The 26,804-nt window shown below is 52.3% G+C and carries 26 protein-coding genes; 5 read left to right on the plus strand and 21 right to left on the minus strand.

Annotated elements, in window-relative coordinates; all coding sequences use genetic code 11:
- Window positions 1-49: 49 nt before the first annotated feature.
- The 11 genes from H8S80_RS28530 to H8S80_RS28580 form a co-directional block, all read right to left on the minus strand.
- Entirely contained in the window at window positions 50-2,254 is a 2,205-nt protein-coding gene (locus tag H8S80_RS28530) for a glycoside hydrolase family 2 protein (RefSeq protein ID WP_117633096.1), read from the minus strand.
- A gap of 107 nt (window positions 2,255-2,361) precedes the next feature.
- Window positions 2,362-2,832, minus strand: a complete 471-nt coding sequence (locus H8S80_RS28535; RefSeq protein WP_025531202.1) for an Lrp/AsnC family transcriptional regulator — start codon at window positions 2,830-2,832, stop codon at window positions 2,362-2,364.
- A 303-nt stretch (window positions 2,833-3,135) separates the two neighbouring features.
- Entirely contained in the window at window positions 3,136-4,365 is a 1,230-nt protein-coding gene (locus H8S80_RS28540) for an LL-diaminopimelate aminotransferase (protein ID WP_117633097.1), read from the minus strand.
- Between the two features lie 21 nt (window positions 4,366-4,386).
- A complete protein-coding gene (gene dapF, locus H8S80_RS28545; RefSeq protein WP_117633098.1) occupies window positions 4,387-5,196 on the minus strand; it encodes a diaminopimelate epimerase in 810 nt (269 codons plus the stop codon).
- A gap of 10 nt (window positions 5,197-5,206) precedes the next feature.
- Window positions 5,207-5,755, minus strand: a complete 549-nt coding sequence (locus H8S80_RS28550) for an ANTAR domain-containing response regulator (protein ID WP_025531200.1) — start codon at window positions 5,753-5,755, stop codon at window positions 5,207-5,209.
- A 45-nt stretch (window positions 5,756-5,800) separates the two neighbouring features.
- Window positions 5,801-7,138: a type I glutamate--ammonia ligase gene (gene glnA / locus H8S80_RS28555; protein ID WP_002603179.1), complete on the minus strand. Its 1,338-nt coding sequence runs from the start codon at window positions 7,136-7,138 to the stop codon at window positions 5,801-5,803.
- A gap of 397 nt (window positions 7,139-7,535) precedes the next feature.
- On the minus strand, window positions 7,536-7,766 hold the full coding sequence (locus H8S80_RS28560) for a hypothetical protein (protein ID WP_002603178.1): 231 nt from the start codon (window positions 7,764-7,766) through the stop codon (window positions 7,536-7,538).
- 91 nt (window positions 7,767-7,857) lie between these two features.
- On the minus strand, window positions 7,858-8,295 hold the full coding sequence (locus H8S80_RS28565; protein ID WP_117633099.1) for a hypothetical protein: 438 nt from the start codon (window positions 8,293-8,295) through the stop codon (window positions 7,858-7,860).
- A 242-nt stretch (window positions 8,296-8,537) separates the two neighbouring features.
- Complete coding sequence (locus H8S80_RS28570) at window positions 8,538-10,442, minus strand: heavy metal translocating P-type ATPase (protein ID WP_117633100.1); 1,905 nt, start codon at window positions 10,440-10,442, stop codon at window positions 8,538-8,540.
- A 16-nt stretch (window positions 10,443-10,458) separates the two neighbouring features.
- Complete coding sequence (locus tag H8S80_RS28575; protein WP_002603175.1) at window positions 10,459-10,683, minus strand: cation transporter; 225 nt, start codon at window positions 10,681-10,683, stop codon at window positions 10,459-10,461.
- Between the two features lie 27 nt (window positions 10,684-10,710).
- A complete protein-coding gene (locus tag H8S80_RS28580; protein ID WP_025531196.1) occupies window positions 10,711-11,076 on the minus strand; it encodes an ArsR/SmtB family transcription factor in 366 nt (121 codons plus the stop codon).
- A 399-nt stretch (window positions 11,077-11,475) separates the two neighbouring features.
- On the opposite strand from H8S80_RS28580, the gene H8S80_RS28585 reads away from it, so the two are divergent.
- From H8S80_RS28585 to H8S80_RS28595, 3 genes are read left to right on the plus strand one after another with little or no spacing between them, the layout of a single operon-like run.
- Window positions 11,476-12,276, plus strand: coding sequence for an ABC transporter ATP-binding protein (locus H8S80_RS28585; protein ID WP_117633101.1), 801 nt, complete (start codon window positions 11,476-11,478; stop codon window positions 12,274-12,276).
- A gap of 10 nt (window positions 12,277-12,286) precedes the next feature.
- Window positions 12,287-13,090 (plus strand): ABC transporter permease, encoded by an 804-nt coding sequence (locus H8S80_RS28590; protein ID WP_002603172.1) that lies wholly within the window; start codon window positions 12,287-12,289, stop codon window positions 13,088-13,090.
- A gap of 19 nt (window positions 13,091-13,109) precedes the next feature.
- Window positions 13,110-13,895, plus strand: coding sequence for an ABC transporter permease (locus tag H8S80_RS28595; protein WP_002603171.1), 786 nt, complete (start codon window positions 13,110-13,112; stop codon window positions 13,893-13,895).
- Window positions 13,896-14,022: 127 nt separating this feature from the next.
- On the opposite strand, the gene H8S80_RS28600 is transcribed toward H8S80_RS28595, so the two are convergent.
- Window positions 14,023-14,259, minus strand: coding sequence for an HPr family phosphocarrier protein (locus tag H8S80_RS28600; protein WP_002603170.1), 237 nt, complete (start codon window positions 14,257-14,259; stop codon window positions 14,023-14,025).
- 118 nt (window positions 14,260-14,377) lie between these two features.
- A complete protein-coding gene (locus H8S80_RS28605; RefSeq protein ID WP_002603169.1) occupies window positions 14,378-15,385 on the minus strand; it encodes a substrate-binding domain-containing protein in 1,008 nt (335 codons plus the stop codon).
- A 183-nt stretch (window positions 15,386-15,568) separates the two neighbouring features.
- On the opposite strand from H8S80_RS28605, the gene H8S80_RS28610 reads away from it, so the two are divergent.
- Both H8S80_RS28610 and H8S80_RS28615 read left to right on the plus strand, forming a co-directional pair.
- On the plus strand, window positions 15,569-17,119 hold the full coding sequence (locus tag H8S80_RS28610; protein ID WP_117633102.1) for a response regulator transcription factor: 1,551 nt from the start codon (window positions 15,569-15,571) through the stop codon (window positions 17,117-17,119).
- Window positions 17,116-18,987 (plus strand): sensor histidine kinase, encoded by a 1,872-nt coding sequence (locus tag H8S80_RS28615; protein WP_002603167.1) that lies wholly within the window; start codon window positions 17,116-17,118, stop codon window positions 18,985-18,987. The genes H8S80_RS28610 and H8S80_RS28615 overlap by 4 nt, the downstream gene beginning before the upstream one ends.
- A gap of 47 nt (window positions 18,988-19,034) precedes the next feature.
- Here the strand turns inward: H8S80_RS28615 and H8S80_RS28620 are convergent, their stop codons facing one another.
- The 8 genes from H8S80_RS28620 to H8S80_RS28655 all read right to left on the minus strand — a co-directional run bounded on the left by H8S80_RS28620 (window position 19,035) and on the right by H8S80_RS28655 (window position 26,763).
- Window positions 19,035-19,421 (minus strand): NifB/NifX family molybdenum-iron cluster-binding protein, encoded by a 387-nt coding sequence (locus H8S80_RS28620; protein ID WP_117633103.1) that lies wholly within the window; start codon window positions 19,419-19,421, stop codon window positions 19,035-19,037.
- Window positions 19,399-19,848 carry a DUF134 domain-containing protein gene (locus H8S80_RS28625; protein ID WP_117633104.1) on the minus strand — a complete coding sequence of 150 codons (450 nt, stop codon included), beginning with the start codon at window positions 19,846-19,848 and terminating at the stop codon, window positions 19,399-19,401. Before H8S80_RS28625 ends, H8S80_RS28620 begins: the two co-directional genes overlap by 23 nt.
- Before the next feature lie 182 nt (window positions 19,849-20,030).
- Window positions 20,031-20,855 carry a hypothetical protein gene (locus H8S80_RS34040; RefSeq protein ID WP_207660925.1) on the minus strand — a complete coding sequence of 275 codons (825 nt, stop codon included), beginning with the start codon at window positions 20,853-20,855 and terminating at the stop codon, window positions 20,031-20,033.
- A 67-nt stretch (window positions 20,856-20,922) separates the two neighbouring features.
- Entirely contained in the window at window positions 20,923-22,299 is a 1,377-nt protein-coding gene (locus H8S80_RS28635) for an MATE family efflux transporter (RefSeq protein WP_029466608.1), read from the minus strand.
- A gap of 37 nt (window positions 22,300-22,336) precedes the next feature.
- A complete protein-coding gene (locus tag H8S80_RS28640; protein WP_029466609.1) occupies window positions 22,337-23,290 on the minus strand; it encodes a glycoside hydrolase family 25 protein in 954 nt (317 codons plus the stop codon).
- A 30-nt stretch (window positions 23,291-23,320) separates the two neighbouring features.
- Window positions 23,321-24,454 carry a sporulation integral membrane protein YtvI gene (gene ytvI / locus H8S80_RS28645; RefSeq protein ID WP_181988027.1) on the minus strand — a complete coding sequence of 378 codons (1,134 nt, stop codon included), beginning with the start codon at window positions 24,452-24,454 and terminating at the stop codon, window positions 23,321-23,323.
- A 51-nt stretch (window positions 24,455-24,505) separates the two neighbouring features.
- Window positions 24,506-25,558 (minus strand): histidinol-phosphate transaminase, encoded by a 1,053-nt coding sequence (gene hisC / locus H8S80_RS28650; protein WP_038258402.1) that lies wholly within the window; start codon window positions 25,556-25,558, stop codon window positions 24,506-24,508.
- A gap of 14 nt (window positions 25,559-25,572) precedes the next feature.
- Window positions 25,573-26,763 carry a pyridoxal phosphate-dependent aminotransferase gene (locus tag H8S80_RS28655; RefSeq protein WP_117633105.1) on the minus strand — a complete coding sequence of 397 codons (1,191 nt, stop codon included), beginning with the start codon at window positions 26,761-26,763 and terminating at the stop codon, window positions 25,573-25,575.
- Window positions 26,764-26,804: the final 41 nt, after the last annotated feature.

The raw sequence follows: 26,804 nt of genomic DNA on the forward strand, positions 1-26,804 counted from the left end.
TCTATGATGTAAAGTATGTGAAAAGAGCCCTGAATGTACCATTTTTGATCTATTCCTGTAGTTTCTTCACTTTTGTAAGGCGTTCATTCAGCCGGACAACCCATTCCTTGCGTATGAGTCCTCCTGATTTCCTTGCAATGCTTTCTAACGGAAGCTCTCCCAGGGTATGCAGCAGGGGCTGGCTCAACACATCGGCTCCCGCCTCCTCCTCCAAAACCTTTTTCGCCTCCGGATTATCCAAAATCTCATCCAGTGTATCGTATACGGAATGGTACCCGTTCCTCACACGGTACTCGGTCGCCACCTCCCGCATCTCCGCATTCCGGTCCTGTCTGAATAAATAGGAAGGTTCATCCGCCTGTTCTCCATACAGGATCACATCGTCGTAATCCCCGCGCTCCGTCTTCACCAGAATATCATTCTTCCCCGGAAGCAGCGCCACCCCGTCCAGCCAGAAGATATGGCAGTCCTTGCACATGGCTCCCATGGATTTGCTGTTCACAAACAGCTCCACGTCCTCCGCGTTTGAATAAACACGGATGGTGTTCCTGCTTTCCGCCCGTCTCTTATAACGCTTTCCGGTAATATGAACCACAGGCTCCCCGGACCACTCCGCCTTATACAGGTAGAATGCGTCCTTTCTCGTCTTTCGGTCATACGTGACCAGCCCCTTGTTATTTCTCCCGTTCACACCGCCTTCCTTGCGGTTGACGGAGGCGAAATCACACAGATTCCACACATAGGACGCCCACACCAGCGGATGCTCCCTTATGATTGCCAGCATCTCTTCGTGGTACAGAGACTGGTAGCTCTCGGAGTAATCGCCTCTCGTCGGCGAACCGGTCTGGTAAGTCAGAATTCCATCCGCGCCGTATTCCGATATGGCGATCGGAACGGGCACCTGCTTCTGCTGCAGTTCATCCAGCCAGACTCCCATGTCACTGCATTCGCCCACATACCATCCGTAATAGACGTTATAGCCGATTCCGTCGGTAATAACGCTCAAAGGGCTGTCCTCCGCAAGGGTCATCATGTGGGAGCAGACCGTGATGCGTCCGGGGTCAAGGCGTTTCGCCAATGCGTTCATCTCCCAAAGCGCCTCCTCCACCCAGTCCTCTGCGCCAAACATGGTCACATCGTTGCCGATTCCCCAGAAGCAGATGGACGGATGGTTGTAGTTCTGTTTTATCAGCTCCGTCAGCTGTAAAAGAGCGTTTTCTCTGGCCGCTGCACTGTCTGAGAGTCTGGAGATAAACGGAATCTCCGCCCATACTGCCAGCCCCTCCCGGTCGCACAGCTCATAAAAATAAGGAGCGTGCTGATAGTGGGCCAGCCTTACGGTATTGGCGCCGATTTCCTTTAAGAGGGCCATGTCCTCCTCTATGTCCTCCCGGGAAATGGCCCATCCGCGGTCCTCCCGGTCCTGATGGCGCCCCACCCCGTGGAGAAACAGCCTCTCTCCGTTCAGCTGAAACCCCCTTTCTGCGGAAAGGCTGATGCTCCGGAAGCCGAATCGGATCATACGCTTCTCCATCCACTTTCCGTCCTTCAGCAAATCTGCGGACAGCGTGTACTGATAAGCACTACTGCGTCCATTCCACAAAACAGGCTGCTCGATAAAAAGCTCTGCCGGCTCCTTTCCTGCCTTGACCGTCGCTTTCGCACACAGCTCCCCGTCCTGATCCAGCACCTGGCAGCAGACCTCGCACCCCTCCGGCTCGTCCACCACGCTGTACACGCGGACCCGTCCTCTGCCGCCGCCCGTAATCTCCGGAATAATATAAACACCCTCGGAGCCGTCGTCATCCAGGCTGAATCTCGACGCATCCGCCACCACCAGATTGACATCCCGGTAAATACCGCCGAAAAACGTGTAGTCCGCGGCGATCGGATATACATCGTCGCGCACGGAATTGTCCACCCGCACTTCAATCCGGTTGCACTGCCCCGGTCTCATCCATTCCGTAATGTTAAACCGGAATAAGGAGTAGCCGCCCTTATGCGTCCCTACCGGCTGATCATTGACCACAACCTCGGCGACACTGCCCGCAGCGCCTATCTCCAGATAGATGTCCCTGCCTTTCCAGTCATCCGACATCTCAATCTGCTTTTCATAGACGCACACTCCCACATAGCCGCCGTTCCCATTCTGTCCTCCCCTGATATCCCAGATGTGAGGCAGAGTAACCACGGCGGCAGGGCTTCCATCACCTTTTCTGAATTTCCAGTCAGAATTAATATTGTATCTTCTCATTCTGCTCCTCCCTGCTGAAAACGCATCCCTGTCAGCCTGATACCTTTAGCTACATTATACAAAAGCTTCAGAAAAGGTACAATACTTTTTATAAAAATGCACTATAATTAATAATTAATCGATTGAAGAAAGGAATCGCCGGCCTCCATACCATCCGCCCCCCTCGGACCGACCGGAGTTGACAGTACGATCTGTGTGTTCGTCTTCCCGTATTTCTGCACTTCTCCGATAAAAGCGTCCAGCTCCATGGTGCTCCGGAAGGCCACCTTCAGCAGCATGGAGTAGTCTCCCGTTACGCAGCTGCACTCCAGCACATTGGGGATCTCCGCCATACGTTCGTAAAATCCCAGCTTCTCTCCAGGCAGAACATCCAGATTTACATATGCCGTGATGTGATATCCCAGCTTAACCGGATCCACCGCCGCGTGGTACCCGGTGATGATGTCCTCCCGTTCCAGTTTTCCAATCCTGGAGGAAACCGCCGGCGAAGACAGAAAGGTACTCTCAGCAATCTTTTTGAGGGAATACCTTGCATTTTCCTGCAGCATCTGCAATATTTTCTTATCGATCTCATCCATCTGATTTTTCTCTCCTCTTATAGAATAAAAATTCCGGCAAGCGGGGCACCCCGTAAAACAAGAAAGAGTCCGGCGAGCCGGACTCTCGCGCCGGAGCGCGGTCGCTTCAGCGGCCATACTTCCTTAGCGCGGAGTGCGCATCCTCCCGGAGGGTTTTTATTTCATAGGAGGAACTTTCCTATGAAATAAAAAAAGCGTCAGTACCGCCAGGGTACGAACGCTTTTGTCCTTTTTATTCACAACCATTATCTTTATTTTCTTATTTCTCATCTATCATAACCACAGAAAGAGCGGTTGTCAACGTTATTTTCTTAGGGAAACCATATTTTTCATGCGTTCCACGGCCTCCACCGTGTTCTCATACGTGCCGAATGCCGTTAAACGGAAGTATCCCTCGCCGCTGGGCCCAAATCCGCTTCCAGGAGTTCCCACCACGCCGGCCTCGTTTAAGAGGCAGTCGAAGAACTCCCAGGAGGTCATTCCGCCAGGGACTAAAAGCCAGATATAGGGGGCGTTGACACCGCCGTACACCTCGCATCCGATTTCCTTCAGCCCTTCATAGATCACCTTCGCATTTCTCATATAATAGGCCACCTGCTCCTTTAGCTGCTCTCTGCCTTCCGGAGAGTATACCGCCTCACCGGCCTTCTGAACGATATAGGGGGCGCCGTTGAACTTCGTTCCGTGGCGCCTCGCCCACAGGGAATGGAGCATCACACCTCCGCGGACCAGTTCCTTCGGAATCACGGTAAAGCCCAGACGCACGCCGGTAAAGCCGGCGTTTTTCGAGAAGGAACGGAACTCTATGGCACACGTTCTGGCCCCGTCGATCTCGAAGATGGAGTGTGGAACCGACGGCTCTGCGATATAAGCCTCATAAGCCGCATCGTAAAGGATCACGGCTCCCGTTCTGTTGGCATAGTCGACCCACACCTTAAGCTGGTCTCTCGTAAGCGTCGTTCCGGTTGGATTGTTTGGAACGCACAGATAGATCAGATCGGGAGTCTCCTCCGGGAGCTCCGGAACAAACTGGTTTTCCGCCATGCACGGCATGTAAATGACTCTGCTCCATTTTCCCGTCTTCTCGTCATACTCCCCGGTTCTGCCGGCCATGACGTTGGAATCCACGTAAACCGGATAGACCGGATCGCAGACGGCAATTACCGCGTCCTCGCTGAAAATCTCCTGGATATTGCCGCAGTCGCATTTCGCACCGTCGGAGATGAAGATTTCATCCGCCTCGATCTTGCATCCACGGGCCGCGTAATCGCCAGCCGCGATGGCCTCCCGCAAAAAGCCATAGCCCAGATCCGGCGCGTAACCATGAAATGTCTCTGCACTGCCCATCTCCTCCACAGCATCGTGAAGCGCCTTTATGAGAGCCGGCGCAATGGGCTGCGTGACGTCGCCGATTCCCAGACGGATAATCTTCTTATCCGGATTTGCAGCAGTATAGGCGTTCACCTTTTTTGCGATAGCGGAAAACAGGTAGCTTCCCGGCAGTTTCAGATAGTTGTCATTTACTTTTACCATCGATGTCCTCCTGTGAGCATATTATAAATTTTCTGGATCAAATTCCCCCTGAAATACTTCCACGGCCGGTCCGGTCATATACACATGGCCGCTCACCCGGTCCCAGGTAATACTTAATATTCCCCCCTTCAGTTCCACCTCCACGGTATTCTCCGTCCTGCCGCTTAAGACGGAGGCCACAGCGCTCGCCGTCGCTCCCGTGCCGCAGGCCCACGTCTCCCCGCTTCCGCGCTCCCACACACGCATGCGGAGATGGCTTCTGTCGATCACCTGGATAAACTCTGAATTGGTCCGTTCCGGGAAACGTTCATGTGTCTCAAACGCCGGTCCCATGGCCTCTAAATCCAGTCCGTCAATCTCGTCCATATAATAGATGGCGTGAGGATTTCCCATGGAGATTCCGATGAATTCATAGGACCGGCCGTCGATCGTGATCGGCTCCGGCACCTCTCCCGTCACCTCGGGAATCCCCATATCCACGGTGATGAGCACGGCCTTACCGCCCTCGTCAGTGACCTTTAAATGCTTGATTCCCGCCTTCGTCTCCACATCGAATTCATCCTTTTCCACGATATGGTGGTCGTACACGTATTTCCCCACACACCGGATTCCGTTTCCGCACATCTCGCTCTCGGAGCCGTCGGCATTAAACATCTTCATGCGGCAGTCCGCCTGCCCGGAAGGGCAGATCAGAATCAGGCCATCCGAACCGATTCCAAAATGGCGGTCACTGACCTTCACCGCCAGCTCCTCCGGCCGCTCCACCGTCTCCTCAAAACAGTTGATATACACGTAGTCGTTACCCGTTCCCTGCATCTTTGTAAACTTCATGGTATCCCCCTTATCTGTTAATCAGGCTCATGATCATCTGCGCGGTTTCCACCATGTTGGTGCCGCTGTCCATGCTGCATTTCTGCAGATAGCGGTGGGCATCCGTCTCGGTCATATGGTTTCTGTCCATCAGAAGTTCCTTCGCCTGTTTGATTAATTCCTGTTCTTCCCTGCTCCGTTCCAGGGGCTTCAGTCTCTGTTTTCTCCTTCTCCTGACCAGCGATTCCATCATCATCTCCAGAGTGCTGATCAGATCGTGAACCTTCAGGGGCAGTCCGAGACAGACCACATCCTCCGGCGCTCTTCCGTTCCAGAGTCCCGGCGATGCCACCAAAAGCATCCGGACTCCCGGCGGCAGACAGTCGTGGAGCTCCTCGTACACCATGTCTGCAAATCTGGCCCCGCATACCACAATCCCGCTTCCCAGTTCATCGGCGCTGTTAATGGCCTGTGCGCCGGAAGTACAGACCGACGCGACCGAAAAGCCATTTTTTGCAAGGATATTCCTAATATTTTTCGCGTCCTCCGGTTTGGAGAACGCCACAATCACATTGGCCAAGCGCACTCACCTCCAGGGTATCGAATCAGCTGCGAAACAAAAAAATCAATACTTATACAAGTACTCCTTTGTCTCCCAATCCGTTACGTACGCCCGGAACATCCGCCATTCGGCTTCCTTGGCCTCCAGATACTTGGTATAAATATGCTCTCCCAGAACCTCTTTCATGAATCCGCTGCTCTTAAATTCCTCGATGGCCTCACCGAGCGTCTCAGGAAGCCTGGATATACCGCGCGCAAGAACCTCCTCCGGCGCCATGGTATAAATATTAGTATCTACACTGTCGGGCGGAACCATACCTTTTTTAATCCCGTCCAGGCCAGCCGCCAGGCAGGCCGCCAGCGCCAGATACGGATTGACGGAAGGGTCCGGGCAGCGCAGCTCGATCCGGGTGCTCTCTCCTCTCGACGACGGAATCCGAATCAGCGGACTGCGGTTTGCCTTTGCGGACCACGCGATATAGATGGGCGCGTCGTACCCGGGTACGAGCCGCTTGTAGGAATTCACCAGCGGATTCGTTAAAATGGTCATCTCCTTCATATGGCAGAGGATGCCGGCCATAAACTGGTAGGCGAGCTGGCTGAGCCCCAGAGGATCCGCCTCATCCTCAAATAAGTTCTTTCCATTTAAATCAGACAGGGACATATTTAAATGCATACCCGATCCATTGACTCCCGCCTTCGGCTTCGGCATAAATGTGGCATGAAGGCCGTGGCGTTTCGCAATCGCTTTTACTGCCATCTTAAACGTCATGACATTGTCGGCTGTCACCAGCCCTTCCGCGTATTCGAAGTCGATTTCATGCTGTCCCGGCGCCATCTCGTGGTGAGAGGCCTCTATCATAAATCCCATATCCTCCAGATTGAGCACGATATCCCGGCGGACATTCTCTCCCTGATCAATAGGAGCCACGTCGAAGTACCCGGCCATTTCTTGGGTCTCCGTCGTCGGTCGTCCTTCCTCGTCTGTCTGAAAAATAAAAAATTCGCATTCCGGTCCGGCGTTAAAGACAAACCCCATATCGGCCGCTTCCTTTAGCACGCTTCTCAGCACATACCGCGGATCTCCCTCAAACGGAGTCTTATTGGGACGGTAGACGTCACACATCAGCCGCGCCACCTTTCCCTGCTGCGGGCGCCACGGAAAAATCTCAAAGGTATCCAGATCCGGATATAAATACATATCGGATTCCTCGATCCGCACAAAGCCCTCGATTGAGGACCCGTCAAACATGCAGCGGTTATCGAGCGCCTTCTTCAGCTGGCTCGATGTGATGGCAACATTTTTCAGCATACCAAAAATGTCAGTGAATTGAAGCCGGATAAACTCCACATCTTCCTCTTCCACGATTCGGAAGATATCTTCCTTACTGTATTTGCTCATAATAGCGTCTCCCTTTCCTCTCTTCTTACTCACTTCTGCACAACAAAGAATCCGGCAGGCCGGACTCCCGCGCAGAAGCACGCATACCCGGTTAAGCGTGGCGCGCGTTCCTGCCCGCAGGGCTTTTTGTGTAGCAGGAGCACATCCCCAGACACAAAAAGGGGCGTGATGTGCCAGAACCCCTGACCGGAGCGTCCGCCCCGATGAAATTCTCTTACATCACCCCCGTTATATGCATAAAATATAACAGCTTGAAAAAAGTTTGTCAATGTATTTTTATTCTTATTCTGGAAGCATTTTATTCATCTTTGGAAAATAATCCAGTCATCCGCAAAAAGGGACGACTGTACAACCGACAGCCCTCCCTTCTCAAGTCTCCTAATAGTAAGCAGCAAAATCATTCCCCGGCATTCCCGCCGAGCCGCTCAATTTCCCTCCGCAGCCGCGCCAGTTCTTCGTCTCTTTTCCTTAATTCTTTATCCTTCTCTCTCTGATCTGCTTTGCTCTGTTCCAGCTCCGCCTTCTTATTCCTGACTTCTTCCGCCAGCTTCTTAATCTCTTCCTGCTGCTCTTCAATCATCAGCTCCACCGTATTCTTATCAAACAATGCCAGCGTCTCGTTATACATCGCTATCAACTCCTCCGGTTCATCCGAACTTAAAAAATACAGCCACGCATCCAGCTCTTTATCTATATTGTGAGTGATTTCCCTGAAAATGTCAAGCGCTATAAAGATAGCAGGCGCTTCTCTGCCCCGGGAAGCGGTAACCTACCTTCTGAATCTCCACATTGGCCAGCGCACCGGATTCCAGTTCCACGACAATATCCATGATAATCAACGACGCCTCAGCTGTCAGACGCTTAAACTGGGAAGGCAGAACCTGTTTTACTGTCACCTGCTGCCCAATGATAACCGTCAGAAGACGGGACAGCCGTTCCCCATGCAGCACAGGATCAAATACATGCTTAAAAAACGGGTCGTATGTAATCCTTAACCCTTTTGCTCCTCTGACAATATCAAGGATTTCCCGCCTGAAATCCTCTGTCAGACTCAAATACTCCTCATAGGCGGGCGAAGTCCTCAGGACGTCTTGCGCCTCCTTTGCGGACAGCACAATGCCGCCCATACCATTCGACAGATACTCTGTGTTTTTCATACGCATGGTCTCCTTTTTTAATTTTCAGTTAAGTTTGAGTGAGTCTATCGGCGAAATGCCGGATAATCAGAATGAACGGAAGACGTTCCGCTCACTAAATGAATAGTTTTATTGTAGCAGAGAATTGGCGAAAAAGAAACTGTCAAAATAAAATAATACAGTTGAAATTTCAGCGGTCAATTTTATCAAAAATAAAGCCCCATACCCTCCGGTTTTCCCGCAAAGGTATGGGGCCATTTCCCTTAAACTTCCGTACCTGCGCTGCCCTCAAACGCCTTCTCCCGCGCCTTCTTATAATTCAGCGCCCGGATGGCATTTAAGATCGCCAGTACCGAAACACCCACATCGGCGAATACCGCCGCCCACATGGTTGCAAATCCAAATGCTGTTAGAATCAAAACCAGCACCTTGACACCGATTGCAAATATAATATTCTGTTTTACAATCCGCATGGTTTTTCTGGCGATAACGATGGCATCCACGAGTTTGGAAGGTTCATCTGTCATAATCACCACATCCGCCGCTTCCACTGCCGCGTCGGAACCGATTCCGCCCATGGCGATACCGATATCCGCCCTGGCAAGAACAGGGGCGTCATTGATGCCGTCACCCACGAATCCCAGTGTGCTGCCTTCCGGCTTCGTAGTGAGGAGCTCTTCTACCTTCCCCACTTTATCCCCCGGCAGGAGGCCGCCATACGCTTCATCGAGGCTCAGCTTATCTGCAACCGCCCTGCCCACTTCCGGTTTGTCTCCGGTCAGCATTATGAGACGTCTGACACCGGCTCTTCTCAGTCCGTGCAGCGCTTCCGGCACATCCTCGCGCACCGTATCGGATATGATGATGGAACCGAGGAACACGCCGCCTTCTGCGATGTAGAGGGATGTTCCCATGATTTCCGGCACATCCGTAATGGTGATTCCCTGTGCCTTCATCAGCCGTTCGTTACCGATATATAAGTCTTTTCTGCCGTTCTCCAGATCCAGTACGGCGTGGATTCCGTGCCCGGCAATCTCTTCCGCCGTGACGATCCTGGATTCCTCCACGCGCTTTCCATATGCGTCCTTCACCGACAGGGCAATCGGATGGTTGGAATGAAACTCTCCGTAGGCCGCCAGTTCAAGCAGTTCGTCCTTCGTTCCTTCCACCGGTTTTACCCGTGTCACCTGGAACTTTCCTGTGGTCAGCGTTCCTGTCTTATCAAATACCACCGTATCGAGTGACGCCACCGCTTCCAGATAGTTGCTTCCCTTCATCAGGATGCCCTGCTTTGAAGCCGCTCCCAGACCGCCGAAGAAGCTGAGCGGAACGGAGATAACCAGTGCGCATGGGCAGGACACAACCAGGAAACTGCACGCGCGGTAAATCCAGATTCCCCAGTTTCCGGCTGTGAGCAGAGGCGGAATAATAGCCAGAACCAGCGCCAGACAGACGACCACTGGGGTATACACTCTGGCAAATTTCGTAATGAAGTTCTCGGCCTTTGCCTTTCTGGAGCTGGCATTTTCCACCAGTTCCAGGATCTTAGCCACGGTGGAGTCGTCGAACAGCTTCGTCACCTGAACCTCCAGAACTCCGTTCAAATTGATGGAGCCGCTGATGATCGGATCATGATCCTTTACCTCCACCGGCATGGACTCTCCGGTCAGCGCCTTCGTATCAAGGCTGGAGCTTCCTTTTATAATCACGCCGTCGAGCGGCACCTTTTCCCCTGGCTTAACGACGATCGTATCTCCGATTTCGACTTCATACGGATCGACCTTCTCTTCTTTTCCATCCCGGACCAGGTTAGCATACTCCGGGTTGATATCCATCAGCTCGGTGATGGACTTTCTCGACTTGTTGACAGCATAATCGCTGAATAACTCTCCTACCTGATAAAACAGCATGACCGCAACCGCTTCTTCCAGGGCCCCGCATCCGATCGCTCCGAAGGTTGCCACTGTCATCAGGAAATTCTCATCAAATACCTGGCCATGGGAAATGTTGCGCACCGCCTTGAGCGGAATGTCATATCCGGCCGACAGATAGGAAATCACAAACGGAATCCAGGCATAAGCCGTCTTCCCTTCCATCAGGGCTCCCGCGATCAGAAATACCGCGCTGACCGCCAGCCTTACTACCATCGTTTTCTGTTTTTTCGTCATCGCTGCTCCTTAACGTTTACCGGAGTACCTTGAATTCTGCTTCCGGTTCTATCTTATATGCAATTTTTCTGCTTTCTTCCACAATCGCGTCTGCACGGTCGTCCTCGACCTCCATGGTCAGTCTCTGCGTCATAAAGCTGAGTGCCGCAGACTTCACGCCTGCCAGCTTCGAAACCTCAGTCTCGATCTTTGAAGCACAGTTTGCACAGCATAAACCTTCTAATTTAATAATCTTTCTCATACCTTACTCTCTCCTTTTTCTTTTCTCTTATTCGCAGATATGTTCCATGCCCTGGGCCAGAATCGTCTCGATATGGCCGTCTGCAAGGGAATAAAATACGGTTTTTCCGTCCCGCCTGAACTTTACCAGACGCATCTGCTTTAGGACGCGCAGCTGATGGGATATCGCTGACTGCCCCATCTTCAACAGGCCTGCGATATCGCAAACGCACATCTCGGACTGGCTGAGTACATACAGGATCCTGATTCTGGTAGAATCTCCGAATACCCGGAAGAATTCGGCCAGATCCAGAAGCTGCTGGTCAGCCGGCATCACCTGCATGACACGGTTTACAATGTCCTCGTGGACCGATATAAAATCACAGTGAGGTGCCTCGCTGTCCTGCAGATCCATTCTGTTTCCATCCTCCATGATTTACCTCCTTCTTGTTCTTATTTTATTCCATCATATGAATAACTGTTCATATGTTTATATTATCACATTTTATGAATAAGTCAATACCCTTTTTCCGTTGACTTTTGCCCTCTCCGGTGCTAAAATGAAGTTCCTTTCTCCCGCCTTCATCCCATTCCGGGAATCGGGAAAAGAGAATATTGATACCACGGTAGAGTCCCCGGGAAGCAGGCGTCATTTCCTGCTGCACAGTCACCTCCCGGAGAGGAATGCGGTTTTTGAGGCATTCCACCGCTTGGCAAGATATTAGAACGCACTCACTGTTACGACAGATCTGCAGCCGGCTGTCCTCTGTCAGAAAGTACACGTTCCATAATATTACTACCAGGAGGAACCATTATGATTCAAGTGGAACATGTGAACAAGACTTTTAAAGTCGCAAGAAGGAGCGCCGGCTTTTCTGAAGCGGTCAGGGCGCTTTTTCACAGAGAAGTGGACTATGTCCATGCGCTGAACGACATCACCTTCACCATCGGAGACGGTGAGATGGTCGGCTACATAGGCCCCAACGGCGCGGGAAAAAGCTCCACCATCAAAATCTTAAGCGGAATTCTGACTCCCGACAGCGGAACCTGCCTCATTGACGGCCGGATACCCTGGAAGGAACGGAGGGAACACGTAAAAGAGATCGGCGTCGTATTCGGCCAGCGCTCACAGCTCTGGTGGGACGTGCCCGTCATCGATTCCTTCGAACTTCTCCGCGACATCTATGAAATTCCCCAGACACATTACGAAGACGCACTCGACGAGCTTGTAGATTTACTGTCCTTGAGTGAAATCATGCGGACGCCTGCCAGACAGCTGTCCCTCGGCCAGCGGATGCGCTGCGAAATCGCCGCCTCCCTGCTGCACCGGCCGAAAATCTTATTTCTGGATGAACCGACCATCGGCCTGGATGCCGTCTCCAAGCTGGCAGTCCGTGAATTTATCCGCAGACAGAACAGAATTCACGGCACCACGGTCCTCCTGACCACCCATGACATGCAGGACATAGAAGCCATGGCAGACCGGGTCATGCTGATCGGAAGAGGCCGTCTGCTTTTAGACGGCACCTTCGAGTCACTGAAAAATCACTGCCGGGAAGAAGGGGAAACTTTGGATGAGATGGTCGCGGATCTGTACCGCGATTATCGGATTTAGGAGGCGGCTTATGAAAAAATACCTCTCATTTTTCCGGATTCGCTTCCTACACGGGCTGCAGTACCGGACTGCCGCGGTGTCAGGCATGGTCACCCAGTTTGTCTGGGGCGCCATGGAGATTTTACTGTTCCGGGCCTTCTACCAGGCGGATTCCTCATCATTTCCCATGACCTTTCAGGCGCTGTCGACCTACGTCTGGCTTCAGCAGGCGTTTTTGGCCCTCTACATGGCTTGGTTCTGGGAGATGGAGCTGTTTGATTCCATCACCACGGGTAATGTAGCCTACGAGCTCTGCCGTCCCGTGCGCCTCTATAATATGTGGTATGTCCGGAGTCTGGCCGTCCGTCTGTCAAAGGCGGTGCTGCGCTGTATGCCGATTCTCATCGTAGCCCTTCTCCTTCCGAAGCCCTACGGCCTCACACTGCCATCCCATCCGGGAACCTGGTTTTTTACCGTACTTTCCATGGTTCTGGCGCTGTTCATCGTCACTGCGCTTAACATGGTGGTCTATATGTCTGTTTTTTATACCATTTCCTCTCAGGGAATCCGGCTGATCGTCTCGTCGCTCTTCGATTTTTTCAGCGGCGCCGTCATCCCCCTGCCCTTTTTGCCGGGAAATATAGGAGCTGTCGTCAGCCTGCTACCCTTTGCCTCCATACAGAATGTGCCGTTCCGCATCTTCGGCGGTGATTTGAGCGGCCGTGAGATATACTTAAGCATTTCGCTACAGGTCTTCTGGCTGCTTGTGATGCTGGCCGCCGGCCGGGCCATGGAACGCCATGCATTGAAACACGTTGTCATACAGGGCGGTTGAGAAAAAGGAGGAATCTTTTATGAAAGCAGTACGGCTTTATTTTCGTTTTTTTGAAATGCAGTTAAAAAGCATGATGCAGCACAAGGCTTCGTTCTTTTTCACCATGCTGGGACAGTTTCTCGTCTCTTTTAACGCGTTTCTGGGCGTCTACTTCATGATGACGCGTTTTCATGAGGTTTCCGGCTTCATCTATCCGGAGGTGCTCTTATGTTTTTCCATCACGCTGATGGCGTACACGCTGGCGGAGACATTTTTCCGCAGCTTCGATACCTTCAACCTGATGATTGGAAACGGTGAATTCGACCGGATCCTGCTGCGGCCGGGCAGCTGCGTCTTCCTGGTGCTGTGCAGCAAGATCGAGCTTACAAGGATCGGACGGCTTCTCCAGGCTGTCGTCATGCTGGCTTACGGAGTGGCGAAAAGCGGTATTCTCTGGACACCGATGCGGGTGCTCACGCTGGTTCTCATGATCGGAGGCGGGACCCTCGTGTTTGCCGCTGTCTACATCATCTTTGCCTCCATCTGTTTCTTCACTCTGGAGGGGCTGGAGTTCATGAACGTGTTCACGGATGGTGCGCGGGAATACGGTAAGTATCCGGTCGCCATTTACGGAAAGACGGTGCTCACGATCTGCACCTTCCTGGTGCCGTTTTCCCTGTTCCAGTACTATCCCTTCCTCTATCTGACCGGCAAAACGGCCAGGGACTGGTACGCCCTTCTTCCGCTGCCCGCCTGCCTCTTCTTAATTCCGGCGGCCTGCCTGTGGCGTTTCGGATTGTCCCATTACCAGTCCACGGGTTCATGAGAGAGCCCCTCTGAAGCAGCTGTTACACAAAAAGAAGGCAGAGAAAGTAAACGGTTCTACCTTTTACTTTCTCTGCCTTCCGGCACTTGAAACTCTATGGCTTATTCGGCCTGATTTTGCTTTTTCTTCACGCAGCGATGGGAACGATAGCTGCTATCTGATCAATTATATTATCACAGTTATCTGTATGGAAGATAACTTCTACTGTTCTCGATTTAGCAAGGGACAGCACTCCAACAATCGACTTCGCATCTACTATACGGCTTCCCAGTTTTACGTCCGCATCAAAATCACATTTGCTCATAATTTTTACAAATGAAAAGATCTGTTCTGCCTGGTCAAACGTTACGAAAATATGCTTCATTTTTATCACCCCTTTGTTTTCTGACAGTTTATATCATACCACGACACGATTCGACATTTCTACGGTAATATTTTTCTAAATACTGGAAAATATTTCGTTTTTGCCATTTATCCCCGTTTCACAGGCCGCTGCCGCCCTCATCCGGTGATGCGGGATCGCCCGCCGTCACCTCCAGACCGCCGCCGGCGCCCTCGTGAATCGGATAGTCCCTGCCGTCTTCCGTTTTGAATACCGCTCCTTCTCTCACTGTAAGCTCCTGATTAACCAGTGCCATGGACACCTGGGCAGACAGCTCTCCTAAAGCAGCCGGATTCCAGAGATTTAACTCCGGGCACACGCAGGCGCCGTCAGAAACAGTGTCTTTCTCAGACATGGGTGGGATCCCAAGACCTGTTACCCTGATCTGTCCCTCAAGTCCCTGCTCTTTTACGACATCCGCAGCGGCCTTAATCCCTACCGTGGTGGGCGCACAGATCGCTTTAAGAGCCGGGTACTTCTCAATCAGCTCTCTCGTCCTGGCTTCGGAGGCCTTATAATCATCCTCCCCATATACAATATCCACGAGACGCATGTTCTGATACTCCGGCTGTTCCAGTTCTTCCATCATGGCGTGAATCCACTGGCTCTGATTGGCGGAACGGGCCTGGGCCGAAAGGATTGCCCACTGGCCCTCCCCATCCATACAGTCCCTGACCGCGTGCACCAGACTGGCGCCTGTCTCCTTTGGATCGGCCGGGCTCACATAAATGCTGCGGCTGTCCTTTTCCGTGTCAGAATCTAAAGTAGTGACCACGATTCCTTTTGCCATCGCCTCCTTTAACACGGGAGCGAGCGCATGTTCGTCACTGACCGCGATGGCGATGGCTTTCACCCTCTCCCGCATCATACGGCGCACAAGAATCACCTGATCCTGGGCCCTCGCCGATTCCGGATACAGCACCTCGCAGCGATATCCCGCTTCCTCTGTCACCTGGCGGAACGATTCCGCCACTTCTTCATTATACTGGTTATCTTTTGATTTCATGATTATTGCATATTCCGGATTCTCCGCCACCAGCCCCGCAGCACTGCACGCCGCAAGGCTTAAAAGGGTCAGAAGTCCTATTATCAGCCAGAACCGTTTCACCGTCTTCCCTCCGCTGTCTCTTCTTTAGTTTCCATTATATTCCAGTATACTACCCATGGGGTAATTTGTCTATTTTCGTTGCATATTTCCTATTTCCTGTTACAATATTTATATTCCATGTTTACTAAACATGAAACCGGGAACGTTCTGGCGTTCCCGCATTTTTGGAAGGAGAAAGATACGATGAAACTGCTGATTGTAGACGACGAAAAACTGACCCGCGAAGGAATCCGTGACAGCATCGCCAGGCTTTCTCTGCCTTTTGACTCCATACTTCTCGCCGACGACGGGGTACACGGCCTGGAGACTGCGGTCTCCGAACAGCCGGACATTGTCTTAACCGATGTGAGGATGCCCCGGATGACAGGTGTTGAGATGGCAGAAGCCATACTGGAAAAGAATCCTGACACCGCTATTATTTTCATGAGCGCCTATTCTGATAAAGAGTATTTAAAGGCAGCCATTAAACTGAAGGCTGTCCGTTACGTAGAGAAACCACTGAGCCTCTCCGAGCTCGACGACGCCCTGGCCGAGGCCCTGTTAAACTGCCAGGTGCGCAGCCACACGCGGAGCGCCGTCATGATACAGGAAAAGGAGCAGAAAGGCCATCTGGCCCACCTTCTGTCGCTTCCGGGCAGCGAGGCGGCAGCGCTGGAGCTGAGCAGCCAGCTGGAGCTTACTATCGGTCCCGCCACCTCGTTTTTCACAATCATCGTGGACAGCATGACGCCGCTCTCCGAGCTTCCGGAGATCCCGATGGATGAGGCGCGGGAGAATTTCCTGATCTTGTTAAAGGAGCTGGGATTAAAGCAGGTCTATGCCTTCCGCTCCGACCGCTATGTGATCGTACATATATATTCTGAGAAAAAGCCGGATAAGGAGGCCGTTAAACGATGCGCCCTGTTCTTACAGGAGAGTTTCGACAAATACTGCCGCTTTTTCCTCGCGGCAGGCCCCATCGTCACGGGTGCCGCCTCCGTCCATCTCTCTTACGAGAAGGCGAAGCTCCTCCTGGAAAACAGCTTTTTTCACGAGTTCAATTCCATTTTGACCGATTACGATAAACCGGCAGCCCTCTGCCCGCCCGCCGATGTGCTGATGGACTTTGGCCTGGCCCTCTCGGAAAAACAGAAGGAGAAGGCGCTGGAGCTGGTGAGACAGCTCCACGACTCCATCTTGAACGGCCAGCCGCTTCTGCCCAGCCAGGTGAAGGATATCTACTACAAATACCTTGTAAAGCTGGACGAAAACGGCATCATGAACTACGTTTCCCTGTGGAGCAGCGAGGGAGTAAATCCTCAGTCCATCTGGGACAGCGTACTCCGCTGCCGCACATTTTCCGAGCTGCACAGCCTGCTGGCAGAGAAAATCGAGCAGTATTTTGACCATTTAAGCCGGGACACGGGGGAGAATCCCCTGGTCTTTCAGGTCAAGGAATACCTTCACCAGAACTATGCCATCTCCTCGCTCTCTGTGCTGGATGTCAGTGAATACGTGAACCGGTCTTCCAGCTATATCTGCACGCTGTTTAAAAATGAGACGGGGCAGACACTGAACCAGTATCTGACCAATTACCGGATCAAGAAGTCCAAGCAGTTTTTGGGAGATCCCCGTTATAAGATCGCCGATATTTCCTCCAAGGTGGGCTACAGCGACGGCAACTATTACAGCAAGACCTTTCGGAAGCTGGTGGGCCTGTCCCCTTCTGAATACAGGGAGAAAATACTTTCATGAGAAACTTCTTCAGACGAATGATGCGTCACTATACGTATGACCTGAAACTAAAGAATAAGCTTGTTATCTCCCACGCTCTTTTAATTCTGCTGCCCACAGCGGTCTTATCAGGCTTTATTTTCGTAAAGCTTTACGGCATCGTCATGGACGACTCCATCCGCTCGGAGCAGGCCTTATCTGCACAGACGGCGGCGTCGATCGAGAATCTGGTGTCCCACGTGACCTATGTATCCGACGCACTCAAAGAGTCTTCCTCTATCCACCGCCTCTTCTATCTCTCGGAGAGCGATGCAGCGGCGTTTGAGCCGGAGCAGAACCGAATGGACAGCCTGTTTCATTTGACGGACAGCCTGACCGACAACACCATGATCACGGGAATCCGCATCTACTACGATGATTCCGTTTACCCTGATCTGATGAAATACAATACCGAGGGCAACCGGCTGTTTGCTCCTGTCTCCTCTGTCAGCAGCAGCTACTGGTACGGAATCTTCAGCACCATGCATGATAGGGAGCTGCTCTGCCCGGAGCTCTACTTAAGTCCGTCTGAAGCAGGGGAATTCGGCCGCCTGGCCTATATTTCCAAGATCACCTATCTGCCGCCTGTCGGTTCCGATCAGGAGCTTGTGCAGGCCTCCGCCTATCTGGCAGTGTATTTTAACGGTGAGCCCTTCGATTCCGCGCTTATTAACAACGCCTCGGTCAAGGGAGAGGCAGCCTACATCATCAACAGCCGTGACGTGATGGTATCCGCCTCCGACATGGCCCTTGCGGGGATCTACTACATTCCCGCGGACGAATTCTTTTCCGAGATCGGTCCGGAAAAGACATTCTCCCTGGTGGCGTATCCGGATGGCGACGCATATACGGCCTACTTCCCGGTCCGGAACACGGACTGGTACATGGTCTCCCTGCTGCCCTCCAGCCACATCACCGACGCGGGGCGGAATCTGATGGTTCAGCTGATTATGGCCTACCTCCTCTTCACCGCCGCCGCCCTCTTCATCGCCCTGAAGCTTTCCGTCTCCATCGCGGACCGTATCATCGCGGTGGCCTATCAGATGGAATCCGTCCGTACAGGCCGGCCCAGGCCGATGGAGGCCGAGGAGACCGGCTGTGACGAGATCGGCGTCCTCACCGACACGTACAACTATATGACGGAAGAGATCAACGATCTGATGAACAGCCAGGAGAAGGCCTCCGAAGACTTAAGGCTGGCGGAATTCCGGGCCTTACAGGCGCAGATTAATCCGCATTTTCTCTATAATACACTGGATATGATTAACTGGCTGTCCAGAACCGGACGAAAAGAAGACGTTACGAAGGCGGTCCAGACGCTCTCCCGCTTCTATAAGCTGACGCTCAGCAAGCGGGGGCTTATGAACACCATCGAGGAAGAGTTAGAACACACCGAGCTATACGTGGAGCTCCAGAACATGCGTTACGACGACTGTGTCAGCTTCGTCGTGGATGTGCCGGATGAACTGTCCGAATATACCATTCCAAAGCTGACCTTCCAGCCCATTGTGGAGAATGCATGGCTCCACGGAATCATGGACAAGGAAGAAAAAAGCGGCAACATCCTTCTGACGGGCTGGCGGCAGGGCGGGGACATTGTCTTCCTCATCTCCGACGACGGCATCGGGATTCCTCCCGAAAAGCTGGAATCCATTCTGGCAGAAGGAAACGGAGATCCCATGGCAAATGGAACCTCCGATTCTGTACACATCGGTGTCTATAACACCAACCTCCGTCTGAAGCGTCTCTACGGAGATTCCTACGGCCTTACCTTCCAGAGTTCTCCCGGAATGGGAACGGAGGTGACCATAAAGATTCCCGCGAAACGCCGGGAAGACAGCCCTGTTTAAACCAACAGAGCTTTAGAGCGTGTTTGAAAATTGCTTTCTGACACACTCTAGTGATGACAGCTTCCGCCGCCATGATTGCAGTCATGCGCTTCGCCTTCATGGTGGTGGCTGCACATGGTATCAGGATTGTAGGAGAGCGTTCCCTTTAAGAGCGCCTCCACAGCCTGGTCCGCATCTCCGCTCACACCCGGATACAGTTCGATTCCGGCCTCGCTCAGCGCATTTCTCGCGCCTCCGCCGATACCTCCGCAGATCAGAGTCTTCACTCCCAACCCTTTTAAGAATCCAGCCAGCGCGCCGTGACCGTTTCCATCAGTTCCCACGACCTCTGAAGATACAACGGTTCCCTCTTCTACCTGATAAATCTTAAACTGCTCGCTGTGTCCAAAATGCTGAAACACACCGCCATTCTCATACGTTACCGCAATTTTCATGATTCCATCCTCCATTATGATATTCTTGTCCGTCACACCTGCGTCCGGAGCAGCGTCGCTTTCTGCAGTCCTTTTTACAGCATCCGCCCGCCCTGGGACATACCTCATAGTTCCCTCCGCAGATGGAAAGAGCGCTTCCCTCCACCAGCATGGCCGCTATCTTCATCCTCGCGGACTGGTATACGGCCTGAACCGTCGTCCTGGCCACACCCATCTGGTCTGCGCATTCCTCCTGAGTACAGCCCAGATAGTCGATGAGGCGGATCGTCTCATACTCTTCCAGCGTCAGGGAAATAATCTGGTCCGACTCCGGGCCTGTCTCTGCTTCGATCTGGTCCGTCCCCGGGCCTGTCCCTGCTTCCAGCGGTCCAAACCGCATTCTTCCCGGTATTCCGCATATCCGTCTCGCCTTAACGGGCCGTGCCATATCGTTTCCTCCCTTGCGCAGATGTTATTGACATATGTCATTTATTATAAGGCAATTTTTGACATATGTCAATTATAATTATTTTTCTTTCACATATACCCAAAACGGGCGGAGGCTGCACCTGAAATCCGTGCTGCCTCCGCCCGTTTGTCTCACTGCCGACGCAGATCCGCGCCCCAGTCTCATCGGATCGATCCGATAATTCCGTCCGCCATATCTTTCCGGTATGGATCGTAGACGATCTCGATCATCATAATGGACTCTCCCGACCACCGGAAATACAGATCCTGGTTGAGAAGTCCCGTATAGATTACCGGCAGCTTCGCGTATTCCCGGCCGCCAAGGGTGACCATCTCCACCGCTCCGATCTGCATGTACTCGTCGTATCCGCCGAGTCCCTGCCCCATCACCGCGGCCAGCTGTCCGGCATCCATTCCCTTAAACTCCTCGTCCATCTGGTCATACGTCACCACCACCATGGACACCGTCATATCCGGTGCCGCCACCGACAGATCCAGGGTCATGGTATCATCCACGTATAAATCCATATAGGATTCCAGCGGCACGAAGCCTTCCGGAACCGTCACCTGATAGCCCAGCCGGGGGCTGGTAAACGTCATTCCGTTCCAGCTCCCCGCCGCCGGTGTGACGCCGGGTCCTTCCACCATGGCGCCGTTATCGTCAAAGGTATACTCCGTCCCGTCGATCACACGGGTTGTCCCACAGACCATCGCTCCGGAATCCTCCAGATAATACCAGATCCCCTGAAGCTCTATCCAGCCGGTTTTCATAAATCCATCGGCTCCTATGTAATACCATCTGCCCTGATCCGTAATCCAGCCTTCCGGGGCAAATGTTCCGTCATCCTCCTGGTACTGCCAGCCACTCTCCTTCGTACCGGGGCCTGGCTGTTCTGCGGCCTGATACTGCCATGTCCCTGCCCAGGCCTGTCCCGTACCCAATGTGCCAAACAAAAGCACAGCGGCTGCGGCAATCCATTTTCGCATCACTGCTTTGTTCCTCCTGTCCGGACGTGCTGTTGGTACAGCGCTGCTTAAATTCCTGCGCAACGTTTTACCAGGCTTTCTGCCTTCCCAATACCGGTCTCCGGTTGATGATCTTATCGATGACCAGGAAATAGATTGTCACCGATACGGCTGCGCTGACAAAATCGGAAATAGGTTCCGTATAAAATATGTATTTGATTCCCATGGTTGCAGGAATCAGAAACGCGCCGCCGAGGAAGATTATCTTCCGGAACATGGACAGTGTAATCGCCACCCGTGCGATCCCCATACCGGTAAACCCGTCCACTACAGTATATTGCGCAGCCAGAGGAATTATGCCTAACGTATAGATTTTAATGGCCCAGACAGTCAATTCCACATACGTCTCATTCTGTGTGAAGATCCGGACGAAAAACTGGGGAATGGTGTGGGCGATCAGGAACATGACCGTGGTAAACACAAGCCCCAGCATCGCGATATGGACCTCTGCCTTCTTGATTCGTTCCGGCCTTCTCGCGCCGTAATTATAGCCCAGGATCGTCTGGGTCCCGCTGGTAATCCCGCCAAGCGGCATGGTGACCATCAGCATAAAGCTCTGAACGATCGTCATGCAGGTCAGCAGCATGTCTCCCTGCTCCGCGCCGCCGTACTTCTGAATCACAGTATTCAATGCGATGATCAGAATGTTGTCAAACGCGATGATCAGGAACGGACTTAAGCCGATTAAAAGGACTCTCTTCATGATCTGCCAGTCGTATTCCCCGAAGGTGATCCGCACCGGCGCCCGCTCGCTGAAAAGGAACTTAAGCACGTAGGCGCAGGAAGCCATCTGAGACAGCACCGTAGCCACGGCCGCGCCGCGCACTCCCATGTGAAACACAAAGATAAACACGGGGTCCAGTATAATATTGCACACCGCGCCGATTAAGACCGACTTCATCCCCACCTTGGCGTAGCCCTGGCAGATGATAAACTGGTTCATCCCCGTCGCCAGGAGCGCAAATACCGTCCCCAGCAGATAAAACGTTATGTATTCGTTTGCATAAGGAAACGTGGCCTCGCTGGCTCCGAACCACATGAGCAAGTGGTTCTTCATCAGCAGGGCGATCACTGTAATCGCCGCTGACAGCACGGTCAGAAGCAGAAAACAGTTTGCCAGAATCTGTCTGGCCGCCCGCTCATTCTTCTCCCCCAGCCGTATACTCATGAGGGGGGAACCGCCGACACCCACTAAAAAAGCAACAGAAGAAATGAGGGTCACAATCGGGCCGCAGATTCCTACTCCTGCCAATGCGATTTCGCCTGTTCCGGCGATATTACCGATATACATTCTATCCACAATACTGTAAAACACACTCACAAACTGGGCCAGCATGGAGGGAAACGCAAGCCTCCATACCAGTCCTCTCATATCATCTGAATCTAAATTATTCTCTGCCTTCACCTTCTGTTATCCATCCTGTATCCCAATTTTCTTTCGCTTATTCTGCCATCGCTCCGTCAGGGCCAAAGGTATAAGATGCCCCGTCGATGGTCATAGTCGTGTCGTGAATCATGGCGCCATTGGAATCTAAGTAGTACCACTTACCGTCTACTGAGACCCAGCCGGTCTGTTTCACGTAATTCTTCGTATAATACCAGTTACCGTCCACATGCTTCCAGCCTTCCGCCGGAATCAGTGTTCCGTAATCCACAAAGGAGAATTCGATGGTCACGTCACCGGTAATTCCATCTACCTTTCCCTTATCCGTGCACTGCCATATGGTTCTGTTCTGGCAGTTGTTGATGGTTCCGTACCTCGCATACCAGATATCGTACGGAATCTGGCTGATATCCATGTGATTGGTCAGCCACTCGTTGTTCGCATAGACGACTGGCCGGTATCCCGCGTCGGATATCACTTTGCAGAATGCGTTAATATTGTCGGTAATCTGCTGCTTCGTCAGACCGTTGTCCAGAAGGTGCTGCGATTCCACATCGTACGCGATCGGATACGAGACCGGATAGTCCCGCACCATCTTTAGCACGTAATTCGCCTCGTCTATGGCACTCTGGGTGTCGAGTGCCTGTGTGTAGAAAAATACACCGGTCTTAATCCCGTTTTCCGACGCGCCCTGCATGTTCATGGAATAGTAGGGATCCATATCCTTGTAGTATCCGATTCTGATCATGGCGAAATTCACGCCGTCGGCCGCGACCTTTGCCCAGTCGATGCCTCCCTTGTCCGCGTTCGCCCGGTTCTGATACTTCGTCACGGTAATGCCTTTCTCCAGCGCTCCCGCTATGGGCGCCCCCGACGCGTCCACATACTGACCGTTTTCCTTGTCCCACGGCTCTGCCGCTGCCGCCGTAAACGGCACAGCAGCCATCATCATGACGGCCATCAGTCCCGCCGCCAGACGGATTCCTTTTTTCTCGTTCCTGATTTTACTCATTCCTTCCTCCAATTCGTTACTCGCTTTCCGTCAGTCCGATTCCCTGCGGAATACATTGATATCGTGAAGCAGCGTCTTCACACTGTAGATCAGGGAATCAAATGCCCCGAACTCATACAGATTCAGAAACAGCATGCCGATGGGCACCGCCAGGATCATACCCGCGACTCCGCTGATCTTAAAGCCCAGATACAGAAACAACAGCGTTGCAAGAGGATCCAGCCCCATGGTATCGCCCACAATCTTCGGTTCTATGACACGCCTCAGTACCTGTGTGAGCACGTAGAGCGCAAGCATCCCCACTGCAAAAGCAGTATCTCCTGAAAAGAGCCTGATCACCGCCCAGGGAATCAGGATCGTCCCGGTTCCCAGCACCGGAAGGAAGTCCAGAAAGGCCACAATAACGGCGATCAGAAGAGCGTAATCGACTCTCAGGACCAGAAGGCCGACAGCAAGCACCACTGCGATTACAAACATGATCTTGAACTGTGCGAGAAAATAGCCTCCCACCAGATGCTTTATATCTTTTTTCAAATACTTATAATACTTCGATCCGCCCTCCGGCATGTATTTCTTAAAGAATTCCAGTATCTTATCGCGGTCCACGATAAATAAGTAGGACGAAAAGATCGTGACAATCGTATATACCAGTGCCGCGGGAATACTCTTAACCACGTTGCCGGCAACGGTCACCGTAGGGCTTGCGATCTTCTGCACTGCCAGGTTCAAATACTCCCCGATATGTCCGAAGAACTGGTTTACGGAGTCTGAAACGCTCTGAGGCAGGAACTGCAGGAGCCGTTCCACTTGAATCAACATCTTCTGGACTTCCACGGAAGCCGATTCATAATACTTCGGGATGTCGCCCACGAAACCGACAGCTTCCGATACCAGCTTCGTAATCACAAAGTAAAGAAGCGTGATAATAAGCGCCAGAACCGCCACCACAATCAGCATGGAGCTGTGCTTTCTCACGATCTTCACCCGTTTTTCCAGAAACTTCACCAGCGGATTGGCTATCATCGCAATAATCCAGCCGATGACAAACGGCAGGAAAAACTTCAAAAAACGCGGTCCTATAAAACAGACCAGCCAGATAACAAGCAGGGGTATGACAATATTGAGAATTAACCTGCAGTACTTCTTCCAATTATTCATAATCATCACCTGTCCTCATTATACTCCCCGGCCGGAACCATTACAAATGAAGAAAATCTAAAGATATTCTTTCAAAAAGCGGTACAAGGCATCCATCTCCTCATCGGTTCCGATGGTAATGCGCAGATAGTTGTCAATCCGCGGCTGATTAAAGTACCGCACAAAGATGCTGTTCTGCCGGAGTGCCTCATAGATGTCCTTCGCCCTGGCGGTCTCATGGGAAGCAAAGATAAAGTTCGCCATGGATTCAGGGAAGGTAAAGCCAAGCTCGTGAAGCCTTAGCTTCGCCTGTTCTCTCGTACGGATAATCTTCTCCACCGTATCCTGGAAATACGCCCGGTCCTCCACGGCCTTCGCCCCCAGAATCTGGGACGGCATATTCATGGTATAGGAGTTGTAAGAGTATTTCACGTCATTCAAGGCGCGGATTAAGGCCGGATTTCCGATGGCATAGCCGATTCTCATGCCCGCCATGGATCTCGACTTACTGAAAGTCTGCACAACCAGAAGATTTTCATACTTCCTGGTCAGCTTAAGCGCGCTGGTTCCGCCAAAATCAATGTAGGCCTCGTCCACAATCACCACCGAGTCCTGGTTATGGGAAACGATGTCCTCCACCTCCGAAAGCGGCATATAAAGCCCGGTAGGCGCGTTGGGATTAGGGAAAATAATTCCGCCGTTCTCACGGTAATACTCTTCCTTCACAATCTTGAAATTCTCATCCAGAGCCGGTTTCTCATAGGGCACGCCGAAAAGCTCAGCCCAAACCGGATAGAAGGAATAGGAGATGTCCGGGAAAAGCACCGGCTTATCGGAGTTGAAAAAGGTCATGAACGCCATGGCGATCACGTCGTCGGATCCCACCCCTACAAAGATTTCATCTCTATCCACTTTATAATATTCGGAAAGTGCGTCCACAAGAACCGAGGATGCAGGATCCGGATATTTTCTGAACAGATCGTAATCCATCTCCTTAAGCGCTGCGCTTACGCCCGGCGCCGGCGGATAGGGATTCTCATTCGTATTTAACTTGACTAAATGGCTGCCCCTCGGCTGGTCTCCCGGCACGTAAGGGACTACTTTTCTGATATTTGCCTCCCATGGTTTCATCGCTCTTCCTCCCGTCATGAAAGTCCGTACTCTCCGGCAACCGCTTCAAAGGCCGGCAGAGACCGCTCAATCTGCTCATAAGACACACAATAGGAAATTCTCACATATCCGGGACAGGCAAATGAGGTTCCCGGCACCACCAGCAGGCGGTGCTTCTTGCATACTTCACTGAAAGCCCTGTCATCCGCTTCCGGAGATTTTACAAACAGATAGAATGCGCCTTCCGGACGGATACACTCGAAGCCAAATCCCGTGAGGCCGTTGTAAAGGAGATTCCGGTTCCTGTCATAGGCCTCCACGTTTACCTTCTCGTCAATACAGCGCATGATCACCCGCTGCATCAGCGAAGGAGCGTTCACGCAGCCGAGAACACGGTTGGCAATGGTCGCCGCTGCGATGACAGCCTTTGAATCCTCCAGCTCATCCGGAATCACCAGATACCCGATCCGCTCTCCCGGAAGCGACAGGGACTTGCTGTAAGAGTAGCAGACAACGGTGTTATGGTAGAACGGCGTCACATAAGGCACCTCCACCCCGTCATACGCCAGCTCCCGGTAGGGCTCGTCCGATATCAGCACGATGGAAGTCCTGTACTCCTCTTCCTTCGCCTTCATAACTGCCGCAATCTGTTCCAGCGTCTCCGACGAATAGACCACTCCGGTGGGATTGTTCGGCGTATTGATGATGACCGCCTTCGTCCGTCTCGTAATCTTCTCCTTCAGCTCCGAGATATTCGGCTGAAATGAGGAGGTATCCGGGGACACCGTCACCAGCACTCCGTCGTAATTTCTCACATAGGCGCCGTACTCCATAAAATAGGGGGCAAATACGATCACTTCGTCTCCCGGATCCAGAACCGTCTTTAAAATAACGTTCATACCGCTGGCTGCGCCCACGGTCATCAGAATATTCTCCAGATGAAACTGTGTGCCGAATCTCCGGTTCAGCGACTGTGCCACCGTATCCCGGACATCCTCGAAGCCCGCGTTGCTCATGTAACCATGGACCATGGTAGACGCTTCTTCCGCCACGATATCCGTAATCGCCCGGTTCACCGCCTCCGGCGCCGGTACATTGGGATTGCCAAGGCTGAAATCATAGACATTTTCCGGTCCGTAGATGGCGGCCAGGCGTTTTCCTTCTTCAAACATGGCCCGAATGGCAGAATTATTCTCAACAAGGGGCCTCATCTTCTCAGCTATCATATCCTCATTCCCTCACTTTTTTCTGAATTTATGGCTGGTGC

The organism is Hungatella sp. L36 (assembly GCF_014288035.1).

Coding starts and splice junctions, on each gene's coding strand:
- H8S80_RS28570 (WP_117633100.1), bottom strand. CDS start 10,442: ATGACGAAAAAACAGAAAACGATGGTAGTAAGGCTGGCGGTCAGCGCG.
- H8S80_RS28575 (WP_002603175.1), bottom strand. CDS start 10,683: ATGAGAAAGATTATTAAATTAGAAGGTTTATGCTGTGCAAACTGTGCT.
- H8S80_RS28565 (WP_117633099.1), bottom strand. CDS start 8,295: ATGAAAAACACAGAGTATCTGTCGAATGGTATGGGCGGCATTGTGCTG.
- H8S80_RS28625 (WP_117633104.1), bottom strand. CDS start 19,848: ATGGCACGGCCCGTTAAGGCGAGACGGATATGCGGAATACCGGGAAGA.
- H8S80_RS28540 (WP_117633097.1), bottom strand. CDS start 4,365: ATGGTAAAAGTAAATGACAACTATCTGAAACTGCCGGGAAGCTACCTG.
- H8S80_RS28530 (WP_117633096.1), bottom strand. CDS start 2,254: ATGAGAAGATACAATATTAATTCTGACTGGAAATTCAGAAAAGGTGAT.
- H8S80_RS28560 (WP_002603178.1), bottom strand. CDS start 7,766: ATGTATAACGAGACGCTGGCATTGTTTGATAAGAATACGGTGGAGCTG.
- H8S80_RS28655 (WP_117633105.1), bottom strand. CDS start 26,763: ATGATAGCTGAGAAGATGAGGCCCCTTGTTGAGAATAATTCTGCCATT.
- H8S80_RS28585 (WP_117633101.1), top strand. CDS start 11,476: ATGATTCAAGTGGAACATGTGAACAAGACTTTTAAAGTCGCAAGAAGG.
- H8S80_RS28590 (WP_002603172.1), top strand. CDS start 12,287: ATGAAAAAATACCTCTCATTTTTCCGGATTCGCTTCCTACACGGGCTG.
- ytvI (WP_181988027.1), bottom strand. CDS start 24,454: ATGATTATGAATAATTGGAAGAAGTACTGCAGGTTAATTCTCAATATT.
- glnA (WP_002603179.1), bottom strand. CDS start 7,138: ATGAGCAAATACAGTAAGGAAGATATCTTCCGAATCGTGGAAGAGGAA.
- H8S80_RS28595 (WP_002603171.1), top strand. CDS start 13,110: ATGAAAGCAGTACGGCTTTATTTTCGTTTTTTTGAAATGCAGTTAAAA.
- hisC (WP_038258402.1), bottom strand. CDS start 25,558: ATGAAACCATGGGAGGCAAATATCAGAAAAGTAGTCCCTTACGTGCCG.
- H8S80_RS28600 (WP_002603170.1), bottom strand. CDS start 14,259: ATGAAGCATATTTTCGTAACGTTTGACCAGGCAGAACAGATCTTTTCA.
- H8S80_RS34040 (WP_207660925.1), bottom strand. CDS start 20,855: ATGCGAAAATGGATTGCCGCAGCCGCTGTGCTTTTGTTTGGCACATTG.
- H8S80_RS28580 (WP_025531196.1), bottom strand. CDS start 11,076: ATGGATCTGCAGGACAGCGAGGCACCTCACTGTGATTTTATATCGGTC.
- H8S80_RS28610 (WP_117633102.1), top strand. CDS start 15,569: ATGAAACTGCTGATTGTAGACGACGAAAAACTGACCCGCGAAGGAATC.
- H8S80_RS28620 (WP_117633103.1), bottom strand. CDS start 19,421: ATGAAAATTGCGGTAACGTATGAGAATGGCGGTGTGTTTCAGCATTTT.
- H8S80_RS28615 (WP_002603167.1), top strand. CDS start 17,116: ATGAGAAACTTCTTCAGACGAATGATGCGTCACTATACGTATGACCTG.
- dapF (WP_117633098.1), bottom strand. CDS start 5,196: ATGAAGTTTACAAAGATGCAGGGAACGGGTAACGACTACGTGTATATC.
- H8S80_RS28640 (WP_029466609.1), bottom strand. CDS start 23,290: ATGAGTAAAATCAGGAACGAGAAAAAAGGAATCCGTCTGGCGGCGGGA.
- H8S80_RS28535 (WP_025531202.1), bottom strand. CDS start 2,832: ATGGATGAGATCGATAAGAAAATATTGCAGATGCTGCAGGAAAATGCA.